Source organism: Streptomyces sp. 11x1, assembly GCF_032598905.1.
In the GTDB taxonomy this organism is placed as follows: domain Bacteria; phylum Actinomycetota; class Actinomycetes; order Streptomycetales; family Streptomycetaceae; genus Streptomyces.
In genome coordinates this window covers 8,334,414-8,353,534 of record NZ_CP122458.1, presented here as the reverse complement: position 1 = coordinate 8,353,534, position 19,121 = coordinate 8,334,414, and the positions used below count along the sequence as shown (strand labels likewise).

Here is a 19,121-nt window from a genome sequence, read left to right as displayed (position 1 = left end):
CGGGTGCGGGTGCGTTGTGGCTTGTCGCGCGGTTCCCCGCGCCCCTGAAAGACCTGGGGCGCGGGTCGGTCGGGTTGTTCAACCGGCGTACGGGTCCGGGACCTTGCCCGGTCTGGCCAGGAACTCGAAGTCGCAGCCGGTGTCGGCCTGGGTGATCTGGTCGTTGTAGAGGGCGCCGTAGCCGCGTTCGTAGCGGGTGGGCGGTGGCGTCCACTCGGCCCGGCGGCGCTCCAACTCCTCTTCGTCCACGTTGAGTTGCAGGGTCCGGGCCTCGACGTCGAGGGTGATGGAGTCGCCGGTGCGGACCAGGGCGAGGGGCCCGCCGACGTACGACTCCGGTGCGACGTGCAGGGCGCAGGCGCCGTAGCTCGTGCCGCTCATGCGGGCGTCGGAGATCCGCACCATGTCCCGGACGCCCTGCTTCAGCAGATGATCGGGGATGGGCAGCATCCCGTACTCGGGCATCCCCGGACCGCCCTTGGGCCCGGAGTTGCGCAGCACCAGGACGGTGTCCGCGGTGATGCCGAGCGACGGGTCGTCGATGCTCCGCTGCATGGTCCTGTAGTCGTCGAAGACGACCGCGGGGCCGGTGTGCTTCAGCAGGTGCGGCTCGGCCGAGATGTGCTTGATGACCGCGCCGTCCGGACAGAGGTTGCCCCGCAGGACGGCGACCCCGCCCTCGGCGGCGACCGGGTTCTCGCGGGTCCGGATCACGTCGTCGTCGTGCACGAGCGCGCCGTCGAGCTGTTCGCGCATCGTGTCGTACGAGACGGTCGGCCGGTCCAGGTGCAGCAGGTCGGTGATCCGGGACAGGAACCCCGGGAGGCCGCCCGCGAAGTGGAAGTCCTCCATCAGGTACGTCTGCCCGCCGGGCCTGACGTTGGCGAGCACCGGGACCGTGCGGGCGATGCGGTCGAAGTCGTCGAGGGTGAGCTCGACGCCCGCGCGGCCGGCCATCGCGATGAGGTGGATGACCGCGTTGGTGGAGCCGCCGAGTCCGAGGACGGTGGTGACGGCGTCCTCGAAGGCGTCGGCGGTGAGGATGTCGCTCAACTTCCGGTCGCTGTGGACCAGTTCGACGATGCGCAGACCGGCGGCGGCCGCCATGCGGTCGTGGCCGGAGTCGACGGCCGGGATGCTGGAGGCGCCCGGGACGGTGACCCCGAGGGCCTCGGCGGCGGCGGTGAGCGTGGAGGCCGTGCCCATGGTCATGCAGTGCCCCGGCGAGCGCGCGAGACCGGACTCCAGCTCGGTCATCTCGCAGTCGCCGATGAGCCCGGCGCGCTTGTCGTCCCAGTACTTCCACATGTCGGTGCCGGAGCCCAGGACCTCGCCTCGCCAGTGCCCCGGCAGCATGGGCCCGGCGGGCACGAACACGGTCGGCAGGTCGACGGAGGCGGCACCCATGAGCAGCGCGGGCGTGGACTTGTCGCAGCCTCCCATCAGCACGGCCCCGTCGACCGGGTAGGAGCGCAGCAGCTCCTCGGTCTCCATGGCGAGCATGTTGCGGTAGAGCATGGGGGTCGGCTTCTGGAAGGTCTCGGAGAGGGTCGAGACCGGGAACTCCAGCGGGAATCCGCCCGCCTGCCAGACCCCCCGCTTGACCGCCTGCGCGCGATCCCGGAGGTGCACATGACAGGGGTTGATGTCCGACCAGGTGTTGAGGATCGCGATGACCGGCTTGCCGAGGTGCTCCTCGGGGAGGTAGCCGAGCTGGCGGGTACGGGCCCGGTGGCTGAAGGAGCGCAGGCCGTCGGTGCCGTACCACTGGTGACTGCGGAGGTTCTCGGGCTTCTTCCTGTCGACGGGCTTGTTCATATCGACCATCCGGCGGCTATGACGGCGACCTCGGCGCGTTCGTCCTCGGGCAGTTGTCTGCTGGGGGCCCGGACGTCACGGCGGCACAGGCCGAGGGAGGCGAGGGCCTCCTTGACCACGGTGACGTTGTCGGCGGAGCCGTTGGCGGCGCGCAACTCCTCGAAGCGGCGGATCTGCTCCCAGACCTTCATGGCGGCCGGGAAGTCACCCGATCGAAGCGCTTCGATCATGTTCAGCGAGACGGCCGGGGCGACGTTCACCAGTCCGGAGGTGAAGCCGGTGGCGCCGGCCGAGAAGTAGGAGGGCGCGTACGGCTCGGCGAGTCCGGCCACCCAGACGAAGCGCTCCAGGCCGGCGTCGCGGGCGAAGGCGGCGAAGCGGGCGGCGTCCGGGACGGCGTACTTGACCCCGATGACGTTCGGGCAGGCGTCGGCGAGTTCGGCGAGGCGTTCCCCGGTGAGCTGGGCGTTGCGGATGTAGGGCACGACGCCCAGTTCGGGTACGGCCTCCGCGATCGCCCGGTGGTAGTCGACCCAGCCGCTCTGCGAGACATAGGGGTGGACCGGCTGATGGACCATCACCATCTGGGCGCCGATCGTGCGGGCGTGCTCGGCGGAGGCGATCGCGGTCGGGATGTCGTGTCCGACGCCGACCAGGAGCACCGCGCGGTCGCCGACCTCGTCCATGGTCAGCTCGGTGACGAGGCGGCGCTCGTCGGGGGTGAGCGCGTAGAACTCGCCGGTGTTGCCGTTCGGGGTGAGAGTGGTGATGCCGCCGTCGAGCAGCCGACGCAGCAGGGCCCGGTGGGCGTCCTGGTCGACGGTGCCGTCCTCGGCGAACGGAGTCACCGGGATGGCCACCACGTCGGCCAGGGCCGTCCGTTGGGTCTCGAACGTCACGCTGCTCATGGATGACCTTCCTCTGCAAGGAGTTCTTGGAGGACTGCGGAGGGCCGGCGTGGCCGCCGCGTCGGGCGGCTCCGCCGTGCCTCGTGGACTCGGGGGCTTACGGGGCCGGTGGGCCCTGTGCTTCCACTCGGGCCTCCGGGAAGGCCCGCTCGACGAACGAGGCGATGTGCGCGTACAGCGCGGCGGCGGCGCCGTCCGCGTCGCCGTCGAGCGCGAGCCGCAGGATCTCCCGGTGCTCAGCGGCCTCCCGCTCCCAGGAGGGGTCGGCGGCCCAGGCGACGGCCGAGACCAGGGCGGCCTGGTCGCGCACCTCGTCGAGCATCCGGCCGAGCAGCGGATTGCCGCACGGTACGTACAGCGCGCGGTGGAACTCCCGGTTGACCAGCGAGCGTTCGGCGGTGTCCGTGGCCTCGTCGGCCCTGGTCAGCGCGTCGCTCGCCGCGTCCCACGGGGCACCGCGCCGCACCGAGCGGCGCAACGCCTCCGGCTCCAGGAGCAGCCGTACGTCGTAGACCTCGCGCGCCATGTCCGCATCGACCATGCGCACCGTGACGCCCTTGTACTGGCTCATCACGACGAGCCCGGTCCCGGCCAGTGTCTTCAGGGCCTCGCGCACGGGCGTCTTCGACACCCCGAACTGCGCGGCCAGTTCGGTCTCGACCAGGGCCTGACCGGGCGTCAGCTGCCCGGTGAGGATGCGGTGCTTGATCCCCTCCAGCACGAACTGCGTGCGGGACGGGATCGGCGTGGGCACAGAGGTCATGCGCGCCTCTCGCTCTCGGATCTCACATATCGCGTCTCATATATGACGTACGAAGTACGACGCGTTGAAGGTAGGAGGGGGCCCGTGCTTCGTCAATGCTTCTGACAGAAGAAGATGTGCGCGCGGTCACATGATCTTGGGTGCCACACCGTCGATACCGGTGTCACACGATGTGGGTGTCCCCCACCCGCGCGCTCTCGGTGGGACCGCCGAAGACCACCGCCGCCCGCCCGGTCGCCCCCTCCGGGGTGAGCGTGGGCCCCACATGGGTGATCAGCAGCCGGCCGGCGCCCTTGGCGTACCGGCCCGCCTCCTCCGGGGTGAGATGCACCTGGGGTTCGCCTTCGCGATGCGTGTCGACGTCCGCCTCGCACAGGAACAGGTCGGCGCTGCCCGCGAGCGCGCCCAGCGCGTCGCACGGCCCGCTGTCCCCCGAGTAGGCGAGGACCCGCCCCTGGCACTCGGCCCGCAGGCCGTACGCCTCCACGTCGTGGACGACGGCGCGGGCGGTGAGCGTGAGGTTCCAGTGCCGGACGGTGTGGCCGTCGTACAGGGGGCGGAAGTCGAAGACCCCGTTCAGGGAGGCGGGGTCCGACCGCCCGAGGAACCCCGCGACGCGGGCGGCGCAGTCGCCGGGCGCGTAGACCGGCAGCGGCGCCGGGAGGGTGAGGCCGCCGTGGGCGAACCCGTACAGCGCGGCCACAAGATCCGCGCTGTGGTCGGCGTGCAGATGGGAGATCCAGATGGCCGTGAGCCGGGTGGGGTCCGTGTGCCGCTGCAATTCAGCGAACGTGCCGAAGCCCGCCTCCACCCATATCTCGGCGCCGCCGCCGCGCAGCAGGTACCCGGAGGCGGGCCTGCCCGGGCCGGGGTGCGGTGAGGCGGTGCCGAGGACGGTGAGGCTCAGGGGCATGCTCGGGAGCGTACGGACGCGGACGGGGGCGTGCGCCGGGTTTGTGCGTTCTTTCGTGGGTTGCTCATGGTGTTGCTCGCAAGGTTGCCGCTATGGCTTCCACTTCGGATCGCGTCCGCTCAGACCGATCACACGGTCGAGCAGCGGCTCGTCGTCCGGGACGGGCATCACGGGGCCGAAGATCTCGCCGCGCGAGGGGTCGTCGACCGACGCCTCCAGGAAGGCGTGCGTCGCGGTGAGGGCCGGCGGATCGGCTTCGTACGGCTGCCCGGTCGCCCGCGCGAGGTCCCAGCCGTGCACGACGAGTTCGTCCGTCGCCACGGCCCCGGCGACCGCCCCCGGCAGCGACACCCCGCCCGCCCGGGTCTCACCCGTCCAGGCGGCCGGGTCCCGCCAGGCTTCCGCCAGTTCGTCGAGCACCTTCGGCAGAGCCTCGCGCCAGCCGGGCCCGATGTCGGGCAGCGCGGACTGCGGGTCGGTGTCCGTCGTCGGCCCCAGATCCCTGCGGCCCGCGTCCCGGAAGGCGATGGCGAGGCCGAGGAGATGCCCGAGGAGGTGGCGCACCGCGTACTCGGGGCACGGGGTGGGGGCGGCGAGCTGGTCGTCCCGGACGGCCGCGACGAGCCGGGCGACGAGGCGGGTCTGCGGGCCGAGGTCGAGGGGGATAGGGCCGTGGTCGGTCATGCGGTACTCCTTCACAGGTCTGTCCTCGTGCGTGGTGCGTGGTTCGGGGGTCGGGGGTCGGGGGTCGGGGTTCGTGTTCGGTAGACCCCCGGCGTCCCGAGAACTCATCGCCGACGGAGCAAACACCTTTCCCGGTGACGTTTCCTAGGGCATCCGCCCGATCCGTGCGCCGGGTCCTTAGCACCACGCTCACCAGCCATGACATCGACTGCATCGACGACGTGGGCGGTGGGACGGGTGCTGCGGGACCGCGACGCGGGGCTGTATCTGGCCGCGGTGGTGGTCTCGGGCCTGGGTTCGTCCGCGCTGTGGCTGGTCGCGGGGGTCTGGGTCAAGGACCTCACCGGCTCGGACGCGCTGGCGGCGCTGTGCGCGTTCGCCCTGTGGGCCCCGCTGCTGGCCGGCCCCCTGCTGGGCGCCCTGGCGGACCGCCCCCACCGCCGCGCCCTCCTCATCACCACCGACCTCGCCCTGGCCGCCCTCCTCCTCAGCCTCTTCACCGTCGACGCCCCGGGTGACCTGTGGCTCCTCTACGCGGTCCTCCTCGTCTACGGCGCGGCGGGCGTCGTCCACGACGCGGCGGAGTCGGCCCTCGTCGCCACCACCGTCGCCCCCTCCCTCCTCGGCGACTTCAACGGCCTGCGCATGACGGCGAACGAGAGCATGAAGCTGCTGGCTCCCTTGGCGGGGGCGGGCCTGTACGCGGCGTACGGCGGAGCGACGGTGGCCCTGCTGGACGCGGTGACGTTCGTGGCGGCGGCGGGGTTGTACGGCTCGGTACGGGAGAGTGCCGGCCGCGCCACCCGCACCGACCCCATCGCCGAAGTCGACCCCACCGCCCGAACCGCTCGAACCGACCCCACCGCCCGAACCGCTCGAACCGTCCGCTCGTCCCGAACCGGCCGCACATCCGCAGGCGCCCGGTACCTGCTGGCCCACGCGCGCCTGCGTCCGCTCGTCCTGGCCGGGGGCGTGACCATGCTGCTGTCCGGCATCAACGGCTCCCTCGTCTTCGCGGTGGTGGAAGCCCTAGGCCGCTCCCCCGCCTACGCCGGCCTCCTCCACGTCGCCCAGGGCGCGGGGTCGATCGCCGTCGGCCTGACCACCGGCCCCCTCCTGCGCCGCCTCGGCGAACGCCGCTTCGCCGCGTACGGGATCGCCCTGACAGGGGTGGCCGTGGCACTGCGCGCCTCACCGGAGGACACCGTGGCCCTCGTGTGCGGCGCGGCGATCGGCGCCGGGCTGCCGTGCGTCCTCGTCGCCACGCTCACCGCGGTCCAGCGCGACACCCCACCCCACCTGCTGGGCCGCGCCACGGCCACCGCCCAGACCCTGCTGTTCGCCCCGACAGCGGTGGGCATGGCGATCGGCGCCGCCCTGGTGGGACCGATCGACCTGCGGGTCCTGGCGGTGTCGGTGGGGGGCGTCTGCCTGCTTCCCGCGGCCGTTCTGCTGCGCCATCGCTGACCCCTGGGGGACCCTGTACGCATGGGCAAGGTGATCTGCGACATCACGATCTCGCTCGACGGCTACTCGGCGGGGCACCACCAGACCGAGGAACGCCCGTTCGGCGACGACGGCGGCGACGGCTCCGGCGCCGCGCTGCACGCCTGGATGTTCGACGCTCCCGAGGAGAACCGGGCCGAGATCGACCGGTTGAACACCGCCGGGGCCTTCGTCATGGGGCGCAATATGTTCGGCCCGGTGCGCGGCGCGTGGGACCGGCCGTGGAACGGCTGGTGGGGCGACGATCCGCCGTTCCACGCCCCGGTGTTCGTCCTCACCCACCACCCGCGCGACCCGCAGCCGATGGACGGCGGCACCACGTTCCACTTCGTCACCGAGGGGATCACCGCAGCGCTGGACCGGGCCCGCGCGGCGGCCGGCGACGGCGATGTCACGGTCATGGGCGGCGCGACCACCGTCAACCAGTACCTGACCGCCGGCCTCGTCGACGAACTACGGCTCCACATCGCCGCGTTCACGCTCGGCTCCGGCACCCGACTCTTCGACGGCGTCCCCCCACTGCCCCTGAGACAACTGACCGCCCGCCCGACAAGCCTGGTCACCCACCTGACGTACGCGGTGCTGCGCTGAGACGGGAGGGCGCGCCGCAATCCACCCGGCCCCCGGCTCACCCCACCGCGGTCAGTCTCCCCGTACCGCCGTCAGCGCTTCCCTCACCGCCGTCAGGTCCTGGTCCGAGGCCAGGCCCGCGTGATACAGGCGGAGTTCCGTCGCGCCCAGTTCCGCCGCGCGGCCCGCGTCCTCGGCCAGGGTGACCGGGCTGCCGCCCATGCCCGACACGATGCCGAAGTTGGCGGCCAGGACGGCGCCCTCCGCACCGGCCTCGGCGAAGGCCGGCAGCAGTCCCGGGCCGCCCGCACACGGGACGACCACGCCGTCCGCCACGCCGAGAATGTGCGCGGGATCGACCCCGGGGTTCGCCCCGCAGTGGTACGTCACCGGGTCCGCGTGCAGCAGGATCTGGAACCCGGCGGGCGCGGCGGCCCGTACCGCCTCGACCGCCGCCTCCTGGAGGGAGCGGGCGATCGCCTCGCGCCACACGCGCGTGGCCGCCGCCCGGCCCGCGCCGAGCAGCTTCTCCACGGCCGGCCAGCCCTCGTCGACGGCCTCCCCCCGCCACAGCGGCTCCAGCGCGTCCCGGACGGCCGCCGCCAGCTCCTCGGGGTCCTGCCCGGCGTCGGCGTAACCGGCGCGGCAGGTCACGCAGAAGCAGAGCGACATCAGGTACTGCCCGGCGTCCCCGAGCCCGACGCCACCCGTCTTGTCGTGGGCGTGGAGGTGGGAGGTCCCGTACCAGCCGAGCGACTCCAGTTCCGTGCCGCGGGCGCCCGGCCGGACCGCCGCCTCCACGGCCAGGTCGACGAGGTACTCGCGGGTCGCCTCCTGCGCGACGCACGGGGCCCACGGATACCGGTCGCCGTAGGCGTTGACCACGGAGGTCGAGGGGTGCTCGGCGCCGAGCCGGGAGTTGTGGGCGAGGACGACCCAGGTGTGCACCTCCAGCCCGGCGTGCGCGAGTGCCGTCGCCGCCTCGCCGAACGCGTCACCCGGCGCCCAGTCCCCCGCCGGGTAGGGCCGCAGTGTCCGGCCCTCCCAGCGCGCCCCCGGCGGGTACAGCACGGCCGCGTGCTCGGCGGTGACGATACGCTGCCGGGGGTGGCGGGGGGTGAGCGCGCGGGTGGAGTGGTACGCGGAGGCGAGCGTCACCTGTCGTACGCCCAGCCCCGCGATGCGTTCCGCGGCTGCCGGGTCCCCGTTGACGTCCCACGGGTAGACGAACGTCGACGCCTTCACATGTCCTCCTGGCACTCTTCCAGCAGCGCGTGTCCGCGCTCGATCAACGGGCCCAGTTGTTCGACGTGTTCCTCGGCAGGCTCGTGCAGCGGCGGCCGTACCCCGCCCACGTCCAGTCCCCGTAGCCGTACCCCGGCCTTGACCAGTGACACGGCATAGCCCCGGCCCTTGGCGCGAAGCTCGACGAAGGGCCGGTAGAACCCGTCCAGGAGCCGTTCCACGATCGCGCGGTCACCGGCTTCGAGCGCCCGGTGGAAGGCGAGGGCGATCTCCGGGACGAAGCAGAAGACGGCCGACGAGTACAGGGGGACCCCGACGCCCCGGTACGCGGGCTGGGTGAGCTCGGCGGTCGGCAGGCCGTTGAAGTAGAGGAAGTCGGCGGTGGCCGGGCCCTCGGCGCGTACCGCGCTGACGATCCGTGTCATCAGGTCCAGGTCGCCGACGCCGTCCTTGAGGCCGACGATCCCTTCCGTGCGGGCCAGTCCGACGACGGTCTCCGGGGTGAGGACCGCGTTGTCGCGCTGGTAGACCACGACCGGGAGGGAGGTCGCGGCGGCCAGTTCCCGGTAGTGGCGCAGCAGCCCTTCCTGGGCGGCCACGACGAGGTACGGCGGCAGGGCCAGCAGGCCGTCGGCGCCCGCCCCCTCGGCGAGGCGCGCGTAGCGCACGGCGAGGGCGGTGCCGTAGCCCGCGCCGGCCACCACGGGCACCCGGCCGGCCGTCTCCGCGACGGCGGCCCGGACGCAGCTCTGGAACTCCTCGGGCGTGAGCGCGTGGAACTCGCCGGTGCCACAGGCGACGAAGACGGCGGCCGCCCCGGCGTCGACGCCCTGACGGACGTGCGCGCGGCAGGCGTCGAGATCGACCGCGCCGTCCGGGCCGTAGGCCGTGACGGGGAAGAACAGCGGTCCGCTGGGGACCCTGAGCCGGGCGGTGAGAGGGGCTGACGTCACGGGGCGCTCCCAAGTCCGAGCCGAAGTCGACCGTCGAGTCGGCTTCGACGCGCATGTCCATGTCGCTGATCAGTGTTTACATTTCTGAACAAGAGCACGCTAAGGCGCCCTCGCGACGCCGGTCAAGCCGGACACCCGCCGCCGCACCAGCGATTTCCCGCCCTCGCGCCGCACTTGACGCCCGCGACCGCACTCCCTAGCGTGTCCATGAATGTGAATATCGGACGCCCATGTGCACGGCTGGCGATGCAAGGAGGATCCACGGATGCCCGCTCCCCGCACCGTTCTGCTCACCGGCGCCGCCGGTGGCCTCGGCACCCTGATGCGGGACCTGCTCCCGGCATACGGCTACGAACTGCGCCTGATGGACCTGCTGCCCGTCGAGGACGCGCCGGACGCGATCACGGCCGACCTCGCCGACCGGGAGGCCGTGCGCGAGGCCGTACGGGGCGTCGACGCGATCATCCACCTCGCGGGCATCTCGCTGGAAGCCTCCTTCGAGAAGATCCTCAAGGCCAACATCGAGGGGACCTACCACCTGTACGAGGCCGCGCGCGCGGAGGGCGTGCCCCGGATCGTGTTCGCCTCCTCCAACCACGCGGTGGGCTTCACCCCCCGCCCCCGGGACGGCGACCCGCTGATCCCGATCGACACCCCGCACCGGCCCGACACCTTCTACGGCCTGTCCAAGTCCTTCGGCGAGGACCTGGCCCAGCTCTACTGGGACAAGCACGGCCTGGAGACGGTCTCGGTGCGCATCGGCTCCTGCTTCCCCGAACCCACCAGCGTCCGCATGCTCTCCCTGTGGATGAGCCCGGCCGACGGCGCCCGCCTCTTCCACGCGGCCCTGACCGCCGAGCACGTCGGCCACACCGTCGTCTACGGCTCCTCCGCCAACACCCGCCTGTGGTGGGACCTCTCCACCGCCCGCGCCCTCGGCTACGAACCGCAGGACGACTCCGAGCCGTACGCCGAGAAGCTCATCGCCGAACAGGGCGAGCTGTCCCCGGGGAACGAGGCCCACGCCAACCTCGGCGGCCACTTCGTCAACGATCCCCCGATCTGGCCGTACTGACCGGACCGGCGAGGACCCAAAAGTTGTCACGGGTTGTCAAGGGTTCTGGGTTCGTACGTCGTACGGGTAGGGCCATATGACGTACGGAAGGAGCGGGCGGGCACCGAACGGGCCCGCCCGCTCCCGCATTCGGGCACGCCCGTTGCCCGATGCCACGTCCGCCCCAGGTCCGCCACGGGCGGTGGCCACCCGAAACGGTCAGGGACGGGCAGCATCGGACCCGTGACAGGCCTGGTCGGCGCCGCGCACCCGCTGTAGAACTTCCCCCAAGGCCCGCAGCGGGCCCGAACGGGCAGCACTACGGCGAGGAGGGCAGGTGTCGGCCATGAGCGCGGAAGAAAGGCAGCGCGAGATCGTCAGGGCCGCCCGCAGCAACGGCGCGGTCGACGTCGCCGAACTCGCGGTCACACTGGGCGTCGCCAAGGAGACCGTACGGCGTGATCTGCGCGCCCTGGAGGACCACGGCCTGGTCCGACGTACGCACGGCGGCGCGTATCCCGTGGAGAGCGCCGGTTTCGAGACGACGCTCGCCTTCCGCGCCACCAGCCACGTGCCCGAGAAGCGCCGGATCGCCGCCGCGGCGGCCGAACTGCTCGGCGACGCGGAGACCGTCTTCGTCGACGAGGGCTTCACCCCGCAGCTCATCGCCGAGGCGCTACCCCGGGACCGGCCGCTGACCGTGGTCACCGCCTCGCTCGCCACGGCGGGCGCCCTCGCCGAGGCCGGCAACACCACCGTGCTGCTGCTCGGCGGCCGGGTGCGCCCCGGCACCCTCGCCACCGTCGACCACTGGACGACGAGGATGCTGGCCGGCTTCGTCATCGACCTGGCGTACATCGGCGCCAACGGCATCACCCGCGAACACGGCCTCACCACCCCCGACCCGGCCGTCAGCGAGGTCAAGGCCCAGGCGATCCGCGCCTCCCGGCGCACGGTCTTCACGGGCGTCCACACCAAGTTCGGCGCCGTCAGCTTCTGCCGGTTCGCCGAGGTCAGCGGCCTGGACGCGATCGTCACGAGCACGCTGCTGCCGACGTCCGAGGCCCACAGGTACTCGCTGCTGGGGCCCCAGGTCATCCGCGTCTGACCCCGGCCCCGACCGACTCCACGGCCCCCGCCCTCCCCTGCCTGCCCGCACAACCTCCCCCTACCTCCCCCTACCTTCACGTGCCCCTTATCTCCCCATACGTCCAGGAGCGATCCATGCGAATCCCGAGCCGACGGAGGCCGCGCGCACTCGCCGCGGTCGCCGCAGGGACGCTGCTCGCCCCGCTTCTCTCCGGCTGCTGGACCGGGGCGGGCGGGGCGGGATCCGGCGGCGACGCCATCAACGTACTGATGGTCAACAACCCGCAGATGCAGGAGCTGCAGAAGCTCACCGCCGCGCACTTCACCAAGGAGACCGGCATCAGGGTGAACTTCACCGTGCTGCCGGAGAACGACGTCCGCGACAAGATCAGCCAGGACTTCGCCAACCAGGCGGGCCAGTACGACGTGGCCACCCTCAGCAACTACGAGATCCCCGTCTACGCACGCAACGGCTGGCTGGAGGAACTGGACCCGTACGTCGCGAAGGACCCGGCCTTCGACCAACAGGACATCCTGAAGCCGATGCGCCAGTCCCTGACCGGCGACGACGGCAAACTCTACGGAGAGCCGTTCTACGGCGAGTCGTCCTTCCTGATGTACCGCAAGGACGTCTTCGCCGAGCGAGGGCTCACCATGCCCGAGCACCCCACCTGGCAGGAGGTCGCCGACCTCGCCGCGAAGGCCGACGGGGCCGAGGACGGCATGAAGGGCATCTGTCTGCGCGGACTGCCCGGCTGGGGCGAGGTCATGGCGCCCCTCACCACCGTCGTGAACACCTTCGGCGGCACCTGGTTCGACAAGGACTGGAAGGCCCGGCTCGACTCCCCCGAGTTCGAGAAGGCCACCAGGTTCTACGTCGACCTCGTGCGCGAGCACGGCGAATCCGGCGCCGCCCAGGCCGGCTTCGCCGAGTGCCTCAACAACATGACCCAGGGCAAGGTCGCCATGTGGTACGACGCCACGTCCGCCGCTGGTTCCCTGGAGGCGGACGACTCCCCGGTCAAGGGCAGGATCGGCTACGTACCGGCGCCGGTCGAGAGGACCGAGTCCTCCGGCTGGCTCTACACCTGGGCCTGGGGCATCCAGCAGGCCTCCCGCAACCCCGACAAGGCATGGAAGTTCGTCTCCTGGGCGTCCGGCAAGGAGTACGAGGAACTGGTCGGCGAAGAGATCGGCTGGTCGAACGTCCCCGCCGGCAAACGGGAGTCGACGTACGCGAACCCCGACTACCGCAAGGAGGCCGCCGCCTTCCAGGAGATGACCCGCGAGGCCATCGAGGGCGCCCGGCCCACCGACCCCGGGGTGCAGCCGCGCCCCGCGCCCGGCATCCAGTTCGTCGGCATCCCCGAGTTCACCGACCTCGGCACCAAGGTCTCCCTGGAGATCAGCGCGGCCATCGCCGGACGCCAGTCCGTCGCGTCGGCCCTCAAGAAATCGCAGGAGCTCGCCGAGCAGATCTCCGAGGAGTACGAGGGACGATGACCGCGACCACGACAGCGCCGAGGGCGGCGACCCCCATACGCACCCAGGGCACACCGAACGCCCGGCTGCGCGCCTGGGCCACCCGCGCCCCGCTCCTGCCCGCCCTGATCTTCATGATCACCGTGACCCAACTCCCGTTCGTGGCCACCCTGGTGATCTCCCTCCTCGACTGGAACTCCCTCTACCCGGACGCCCGCTCCTTCGCCGGCTTCGCCAACTACGGCGAGGTGCTCACCGATCCCGACCTGCGCCGCTCGGTGTGGACGACGATCCTGCTGACGGTCGCCGTGGTCCTCGCCAGCCTGGTCCTCGGTCTGCTGCTCGCCCTGCTGCTGGACCGGAGGTTCCGGGGCCGCGGCATCGTCCGCACCCTGCTCATCGCCCCCTTCCTGGTGGTCCCGGTGGCGGCCGCCCTGCTCTGGAAACATGTGCTCTACAACCCCGAGTACGGCCTGTTCAACGGGCTGTTGCACTACGTGGGCGGCCCCCAGCCGGACTGGATCTCGGACACCCCGCTGCTCGCGGTCGAGGCCTCCCTGGTGTGGCAGTGGACGCCGTTCATGATGCTGATCCTGCTGGCGGGACTGCAGTCCAGGGACCACCAGCAGATCGAGGCCGCCCGGGTCGACGGGGCGAGCGACTGGCAGATCTTCCGCCATCTGACGCTCCCGCACCTGCGCCGCTACCTCGAACTGGGCGCCCTGCTCGGCTCGATCTACATCGTGCAGAACTTCGACGCGGTCTTCACGATCACCTCGGGCGGCCTGGGCACCGCGAACCTGCCGTACACCGTCTACCAGACCTTCTACCAGGCCCACGAGAACGGCCTCGCCTCGGCCGCCGGGGTCCTGGTCGTCATCGGCTCGATCATCATCGCGACGTTCGCCCTGCGCGTGGTGTCGTCGCTGTTCCGCGAGGAGGTGTCGCGCGGATGAGCGACACGACGACAGACATACGCGACACGACGGCGGATGCGCAGGGCACGGCGGCAGCCGCGCGCCGCACGACGAGGCGGACACGACCGGCGCGTGCCCGCGGGGCCCGGGGCGCCGGCCTCGGGGTGGCCGCCTGGCTGCTCGGCCTCCTGTTCTTCCTCCCCATCGCCTGGATGGCCCTGACCTCGCTGCACTCGGAGCCGGACGCGGCGACCAACCCGCCGTCCTGGGCGGCCTCCCTCACCCTCGACGGCTACCGCGAGTTCTTCGGCGTGGACGGCGGGGCCAGCCCCTGGCCGGCCCTGATCAACTCGACGGTCGCGTCCCTCGCCTCGACCCTGCTGGTCCTGCTGCTCGCCTTCCCGGCGGCGTACGCGCTGTCGATCCGCCCGGTGAAGAAGTGGACGGACGTCCTGTTCTTCTTCCTCTCCACGAAGATGCTGCCGGTGGTGGCGGGTCTGCTTCCCCTCTACCTCTTTGCGAAGAACACGGGCCTGCTGGACAACATCTGGCTCCTCGTCCTCCTCTACACCTCCATGAACCTGCCGATCGCCGTCTGGATGATGCAGTCCTTCCTCGCGGAGGTCCCGGTGGCGGTGATCGAGGCCGCGCACCTGGACGGCGCCCGGCTCCCCACGGTGCTGGCCCGGGTGGTGGCGCCGATAGCGGCCCCCGGCATCGCCGCGACCGCCCTGATCTGCTTCATCTTCAGCTGGAACGAGCTGCTGTTCGCACGGGTGCTGACCGGCGTCGTCGCCGAGACCGCGCCCGTCTTCCTGACCGGCTTCATCACCAGCCAGGGCCTGTTCCTGGCCAAGGTGTGCGCCGCTTCGCTCGTGATCTCCCTGCCGGTGCTCGCCGCGGGGTTCGCCGCCCAGGACAAGCTGGTCCAGGGCCTCTCCTTGGGAGCCGTCAAATGAAGGCCGCCGTCATCGAGTCCGTGGGCAAGGCCGTCGTCGCCGAGGTCCCGGACCCGACACCGGGACCCCGCGAGGTCGTCGTCGAGGTCGCCGCGTGCGGTCTGTGCGGCACCGATCTGCACATCCTCCAGGGCGAGTTCGCGCCGAGGCTCCCGATCGTGCCGGGGCACGAGTTCGCGGGCGAGGTGGTGGGCGTGGGCAGCCGGGTCACGGAACTCTCCGTGGGCGACCGGGTGGCCGTCGACCCGTCCCTGTACTGCCACGAGTGCCGCTACTGCCGGACCGGCCACAACAACCTCTGCGAACGGTGGGCCGCGATCGGGGTCACCACGGCCGGCGGCGCCGCGCAGTACGCAGTGGCGCCGGTGGCCAACTGCGTCCGGCTCCCGGAGCACGTCCGCACCCAGGACGCGGCCCTGGTGGAACCGCTGTCCTGCGCGGTACGGGGCTACGACGTCCTGCGCGCCCGCCTCGGCGCCCATGTCCTCATCTACGGCTCCGGCACGATGGGCCTGATGATGCTGGAGCTCGCGAAGCGGACGGGCGCGGCGAGCGTGGACGTGGTCGACGTGAACCCCTCCCGGCTGGAGACCGCCCGCCGGCTGGGCGTCTCGGCGTCCGCAGCCGGCCCCGACGAACTGGACCGCCCGCAGGGCTGGGACGTGGTGATCGACGCGACGGGCAACGCCGCCGCCATCCAGGACGGCCTGGACCGGGTGGCCAAGGCCGGCACGTTCCTCCAGTTCGGAGTGGCCGACTACGCGACCCGGGTCACGATCGACCCGTACCGCATCTACAACCAGGAGATCACCATCACCGGCTCCATGGCCGTCCTGCACAGCTTCGAACGCGCGGCGGAGCTCTTCGCGGGCGGCGTCCTGGACCCGGACGTCTTCATCAGCGACCGGGTACCGCTGAAGGAGTACCCCCAGGCACTGGAGCAGTTCGCGTCGGGGGTGGGCAGGAAGATCGTGGTGGTGCCGTAGAGCCGGGTGCCGGGGGGCGGCCGCGGGCGGCCGGGCGCTCCGTCGGGCGACCGAAATTCGCTGGGCCGTCGCCGCTGCCACCCCTACCATCCGGGACATGCCACGCCCCAGCGGATTCACCTACACCGAGCACTCCGACAACACCGTGACGATCGACCACCACGGCCGCGCGGCCACGACGCTGCGCGGCCCACGAGCCGCCCGGTTCCTCGCCGAGGTCGCGGCGGGCGACCCACAGCTGGTCATGGCCCGCTGGACCGGGAACTACCGACGGGGCAACGAACGCACGGCCCGGGAGCACCCCCGCAACCGCCGCTGACCCGAACGGCCGCCCGGCACGCCTGGGTAAGGGAACGGTAAAGCGGCTTGAATCGTTCACCCGGCATGACCGCTATGACCCCCGGCTCGAACATCCCGCTGCCCGTCACCCGCGTCGCGGTGGACGTCGCCGCGCCCGTGCGGCTCGACGTCTCGGGCCTGCTGCTCACCGCCGACGGCAAGGTGCGCTCGGACGACGACTTCATCTTCTACAACCAGCCGAGCGGCCCGGGCGTGACGTACCGCTCCGGCGGCGGCACGACCCCCGACTCGATCACGGTGGACACGACGGCCGTGCCCCCGGGCATCGAGAAGATCGTCGTCACGGCCAGTCCGGACGCGGCCGGCCAGACCTTCCAGGGCATCGAACCGACGGCCACGATCCGCGACGCGGCCAGCGGCGCGGCGATCGCCACCTTCACCCCGCCGCAGCTGGGCTCGGAGACGGCCCTGGTGATCGTGGAGGTCTATCTGCGCAACGGCGCGTGGAAGGCCCGCGCGGTCGGCCAGGGGTACGCGAACGGCCTCGCGGGCATCGCGACGGACTTCGGCGTCACCGTGGAGGAACCCGCCCCGGCCCCGGCCCAGCCCGTCGCCCCGCCCGCCCCCGCCATGCGGCCCCCGGCCGCCCCGCCTGCCCCGGCCGTGGACCCCCGCGTCGCCGCGCCCCCGGCGCCCCCCGCCCCTCCGGCCCCGCCCGCGCCCGGTGCCGGGAAGATCAACCTGGACAAGGGTCGCGTCAGCCTCCAGAAGAATCAGACGGTCTCCCTGGTCAAGGGCGGCCGCCCGCTCCTCTCGCAGGTCAAGATGGGCCTCGGCTGGGAGCCGGCGTACCGGGGCAAGGACATCGACCTGGACGCATCGGTCATCGCGTACGGCCCCCAGCGCAACCACATCGACAGCTGCTACTTCGGCAAGCTGTCCATCGTCAATGGGGCGATCAAGCACTCCGGCGACAACCTCACCGGTGAGGGCGGGGGCGACGACGAGGTGATCGTGGTCGACCTCGGCCGGCTCCCCCAGGAGGTCACCGGGCTGGTCTTCACCGTCAACTCCTTCTCCGGCCAGAAGTTCACCGAGGTCGCCAAGGCCTACTGCCGCCTCCTCGACGCCGCGACCGGCGAGGAGCTGGTCCGCTTCGACCTCACGAACGCCGAGGCCCAGACCGGCGTGATGATGGCCAAGATGATCAAGCAGTTCTCCGGCGAGTGGGAGATGACGGCGATGGGCGACTTCGTGAAGTCCCGCACGGTCAGGGGGATGGTGAAGCCGGCGGCCCAGGCGCTCTGAGAGCACATCCGCCCCGGCACACGACGCCGGGTGCCCCCAAGAGGGTGCGCCCGGCGTGTGCCGCGGCAGGACGACAGCGAGGCCGCCCGTCACTTCATCGGCGCTCCCGTCACCTGATGTCCGCCCGTTCGGCCGCCTGCTCGGCGAGGTGCTCCTTGACGGACAGGGGTACGGCGATGTCTTCCAACGACCGCCCCTCGGCCGCCACGCCCAGGACGGCCGCCACCAGCCCGCCGGTGATCATCAGGGCCGCTCCGACCGCGTAGCCGAGGAAGAGGTGGTGGGGGTCGGGGTTCGCGTCGTCGATCAGGGCACCGTAGAACAGCGGGGCGACCGCGCCGACGAGCTGCGCGATCGAGAAGAACACCGCGATGGCCTTGCCCCGCACCTCCAACGGGAAGATCTCTCCCACCGTCAGATATCCCGCGCTCGCCCCCGCCGAGGCGAAGAAGAAGACGATCACCCAGGCCGCGGTCTGGGTCGTCGCCGTCAACAGCCCGGCCCGGAACAGCAGTCCGCTGACGAGCAGCAGCGTCCCCGAGGCGAGATAGGTGCCGGCGATCATCTGCTTGCGGCCGACGATGTCGAAGAGCCAGCCGAGCGTCAGCGGACCGAGCAGGTTGCCCACCGCGAACGCCAGGCCGTACAGGGGGATGTCGGCGTCGCGGACGTCGAAGAAGACGCCGAGGACCATCGCGTAGGTGAAGTAGATGGCGTTGTAGAGGAAGGACTGGGTGACCATCAGGGTCAGTGCGTACACCGACCTCTTCGGGTAGTCGCGGAACAGCACCCGCACCAGCCGCAGATAGCCGGTGTGCCGGGCGGGCCTGATCTCCAGTGCCCGGCTCTCCGCGACGGGTTCCAGGGTGCCGCCGCGTTCGCGCACCTCCGCCTCGATGCGGGTGATGGACTCCTCGGCCTCGGCCGCGCGTCCGTTCATGAGCTGCCAGCGGGGGCTCTCCGGGAGGTTGCGCCGGACGAGGATGATCACCAGCCCGAGCACCGGGCCGATCAGGAAACCGATGCGCCAGGCGAGGCTCGGATCGTCCTGGAGGAACTGGTTGTAGACGGCCAGCTGAACGAGCGCGCCAACCACCGATCCGGCCCAGTACGTGCCGTTGACCCCGATGTCCACGCGACCCCGGTAGCGTGCCGGGATCAGTTCGTCGATGGCGGAGTTGATGGCGGCGTACTCACCGCCGATACCCATACCGGCGATGAACCGGGTGGCATAGAGGTAGACCACCCACCAGGTGCCCGAGCCGGCGGTCGCCGCCGTGAGGCCGCTGCCCACCAGGTAGACGGCGAGGGTGATCAGGAACAGGTTCTTGCGGCCGAACCGGTCGGTCATCCGGCCGAAGAACAGGGCGCCGACGACCTGGCCGACGAGATACACCGTCGCCGTGCCGGCGGACGCGGCCGCCGACAGGTTCAGTGTCTCCGGCCTGGTCAGGGACCCCATGACCAGGCTGGCCAGGGTGATCTCCAGGCCGTCGAGGATCCACGCCACCCCGAGCGCCACCACCAGCCGGGTGTGGAAGAGGGTCCACGGCAGACGGTCGATTCTCGCCGGGATCAGGCTCCGGACGACTCCCGGGGTGTCCGATCCGGCTGGTGCAGACGACATGGCCGCCTTTCTGGGTGTCGGGGCAGTGCGTGGTGGGTC

18 protein-coding genes are annotated in these 19,121 nt (G+C 71.5%); 10 read left to right on the top strand and 8 right to left on the bottom strand.

The features are described from left to right. Positions 1–78 precede the first annotated feature (78 nt). The 5 genes from araD to P8T65_RS36610 all read right to left on the bottom strand — a co-directional run bounded on the left by araD (position 79) and on the right by P8T65_RS36610 (position 5,086). Positions 79–1,818 carry an L-arabinonate dehydratase gene (gene araD / locus P8T65_RS36630; protein WP_316731843.1) on the bottom strand — a complete coding sequence of 580 codons (1,740 nt, stop codon included), beginning with the start codon at positions 1,816–1,818 and terminating at the stop codon, positions 79–81. After that, entirely contained in the window at positions 1,815–2,726 is a 912-nt protein-coding gene (locus P8T65_RS36625) for a dihydrodipicolinate synthase family protein (RefSeq protein WP_316729513.1), read from the bottom strand. Before P8T65_RS36625 ends, araD begins: the two co-directional genes overlap by 4 nt. A 97-nt stretch (positions 2,727–2,823) precedes the next feature. Continuing rightward, a complete protein-coding gene (locus tag P8T65_RS36620) occupies positions 2,824–3,489 on the bottom strand; it encodes a GntR family transcriptional regulator (RefSeq protein ID WP_316729511.1) in 666 nt (221 codons plus the stop codon). A gap of 163 nt (positions 3,490–3,652) precedes the next feature. Next, positions 3,653–4,402: an MBL fold metallo-hydrolase gene (locus P8T65_RS36615; RefSeq protein ID WP_316729509.1), complete on the bottom strand. Its 750-nt coding sequence runs from the start codon at positions 4,400–4,402 to the stop codon at positions 3,653–3,655. A 90-nt stretch (positions 4,403–4,492) separates the two neighbouring features. Next, complete coding sequence (locus tag P8T65_RS36610; RefSeq protein WP_316729508.1) at positions 4,493–5,086, bottom strand: TIGR03086 family metal-binding protein; 594 nt, start codon at positions 5,084–5,086, stop codon at positions 4,493–4,495. A gap of 198 nt (positions 5,087–5,284) precedes the next feature. Here P8T65_RS36610 and P8T65_RS36605 point away from each other — a divergent pair, with 198 nt between their 5' ends. Both P8T65_RS36605 and P8T65_RS36600 read left to right on the top strand, forming a co-directional pair. Next, positions 5,285–6,553 (top strand): MFS transporter, encoded by a 1,269-nt coding sequence (locus P8T65_RS36605; protein ID WP_316729506.1) that lies wholly within the window; start codon positions 5,285–5,287, stop codon positions 6,551–6,553. A 21-nt stretch (positions 6,554–6,574) separates the two neighbouring features. Then, complete coding sequence (locus tag P8T65_RS36600; protein ID WP_316729504.1) at positions 6,575–7,183, top strand: dihydrofolate reductase family protein; 609 nt, start codon at positions 6,575–6,577, stop codon at positions 7,181–7,183. A 51-nt stretch (positions 7,184–7,234) separates the two neighbouring features. Here P8T65_RS36600 and P8T65_RS36595 read toward each other — a convergent pair whose 3' ends face one another. Both P8T65_RS36595 and P8T65_RS36590 read right to left on the bottom strand, forming a co-directional pair. Continuing rightward, the gene (locus P8T65_RS36595) at positions 7,235–8,407 is read right to left on the bottom strand and encodes a hypothetical protein (protein ID WP_316729503.1); all 1,173 of its coding nucleotides are present in this window, start codon (positions 8,405–8,407) and stop codon (positions 7,235–7,237) included. Next, positions 8,404–9,360 (bottom strand): 5-dehydro-4-deoxyglucarate dehydratase, encoded by a 957-nt coding sequence (locus P8T65_RS36590; RefSeq protein ID WP_316729502.1) that lies wholly within the window; start codon positions 9,358–9,360, stop codon positions 8,404–8,406. The genes P8T65_RS36595 and P8T65_RS36590 overlap by 4 nt, the downstream gene beginning before the upstream one ends. A gap of 265 nt (positions 9,361–9,625) precedes the next feature. Between P8T65_RS36590 and P8T65_RS36585 the strand changes: the two genes are divergently transcribed. From P8T65_RS36585 to P8T65_RS36550, 8 genes are all read left to right on the top strand, one after another. Next, entirely contained in the window at positions 9,626–10,435 is an 810-nt protein-coding gene (locus tag P8T65_RS36585; RefSeq protein ID WP_316729501.1) for an NAD(P)-dependent oxidoreductase, read from the top strand. Positions 10,436–10,760: 325 nt separating this feature from the next. Continuing rightward, entirely contained in the window at positions 10,761–11,522 is a 762-nt protein-coding gene (locus P8T65_RS36580; protein ID WP_316729499.1) for a DeoR/GlpR family DNA-binding transcription regulator, read from the top strand. Positions 11,523–11,638: 116 nt separating this feature from the next. Continuing rightward, the gene (locus P8T65_RS36575) at positions 11,639–13,006 is read left to right on the top strand and encodes a sugar ABC transporter substrate-binding protein (RefSeq protein ID WP_316729497.1); all 1,368 of its coding nucleotides are present in this window, start codon (positions 11,639–11,641) and stop codon (positions 13,004–13,006) included. After that, the gene (locus P8T65_RS36570; RefSeq protein ID WP_316729496.1) at positions 13,003–13,941 is read left to right on the top strand and encodes a sugar ABC transporter permease; all 939 of its coding nucleotides are present in this window, start codon (positions 13,003–13,005) and stop codon (positions 13,939–13,941) included. The genes P8T65_RS36575 and P8T65_RS36570 overlap by 4 nt, the downstream gene beginning before the upstream one ends. Next, on the top strand, positions 13,938–14,861 hold the full coding sequence (locus tag P8T65_RS36565; protein WP_316729495.1) for a carbohydrate ABC transporter permease: 924 nt from the start codon (positions 13,938–13,940) through the stop codon (positions 14,859–14,861). Before P8T65_RS36570 ends, P8T65_RS36565 begins: the two co-directional genes overlap by 4 nt. Continuing rightward, complete coding sequence (locus P8T65_RS36560; protein ID WP_316729494.1) at positions 14,858–15,847, top strand: zinc-dependent alcohol dehydrogenase family protein; 990 nt, start codon at positions 14,858–14,860, stop codon at positions 15,845–15,847. The genes P8T65_RS36565 and P8T65_RS36560 overlap by 4 nt, the downstream gene beginning before the upstream one ends. A 97-nt stretch (positions 15,848–15,944) precedes the next feature. Then, positions 15,945–16,166, top strand: coding sequence for a hypothetical protein (locus P8T65_RS36555; RefSeq protein WP_316729493.1), 222 nt, complete (start codon positions 15,945–15,947; stop codon positions 16,164–16,166). 74 nt (positions 16,167–16,240) lie between these two features. Next, the gene (locus tag P8T65_RS36550; RefSeq protein ID WP_316731842.1) at positions 16,241–17,455 is read left to right on the top strand and encodes a TerD family protein; all 1,215 of its coding nucleotides are present in this window, start codon (positions 16,241–16,243) and stop codon (positions 17,453–17,455) included. 109 nt (positions 17,456–17,564) lie between these two features. Here P8T65_RS36550 and P8T65_RS36545 read toward each other — a convergent pair whose 3' ends face one another. Next, positions 17,565–19,082, bottom strand: a complete 1,518-nt coding sequence (locus P8T65_RS36545) for an MFS transporter (protein ID WP_316729491.1) — start codon at positions 19,080–19,082, stop codon at positions 17,565–17,567. Positions 19,083–19,121: the final 39 nt, after the last annotated feature.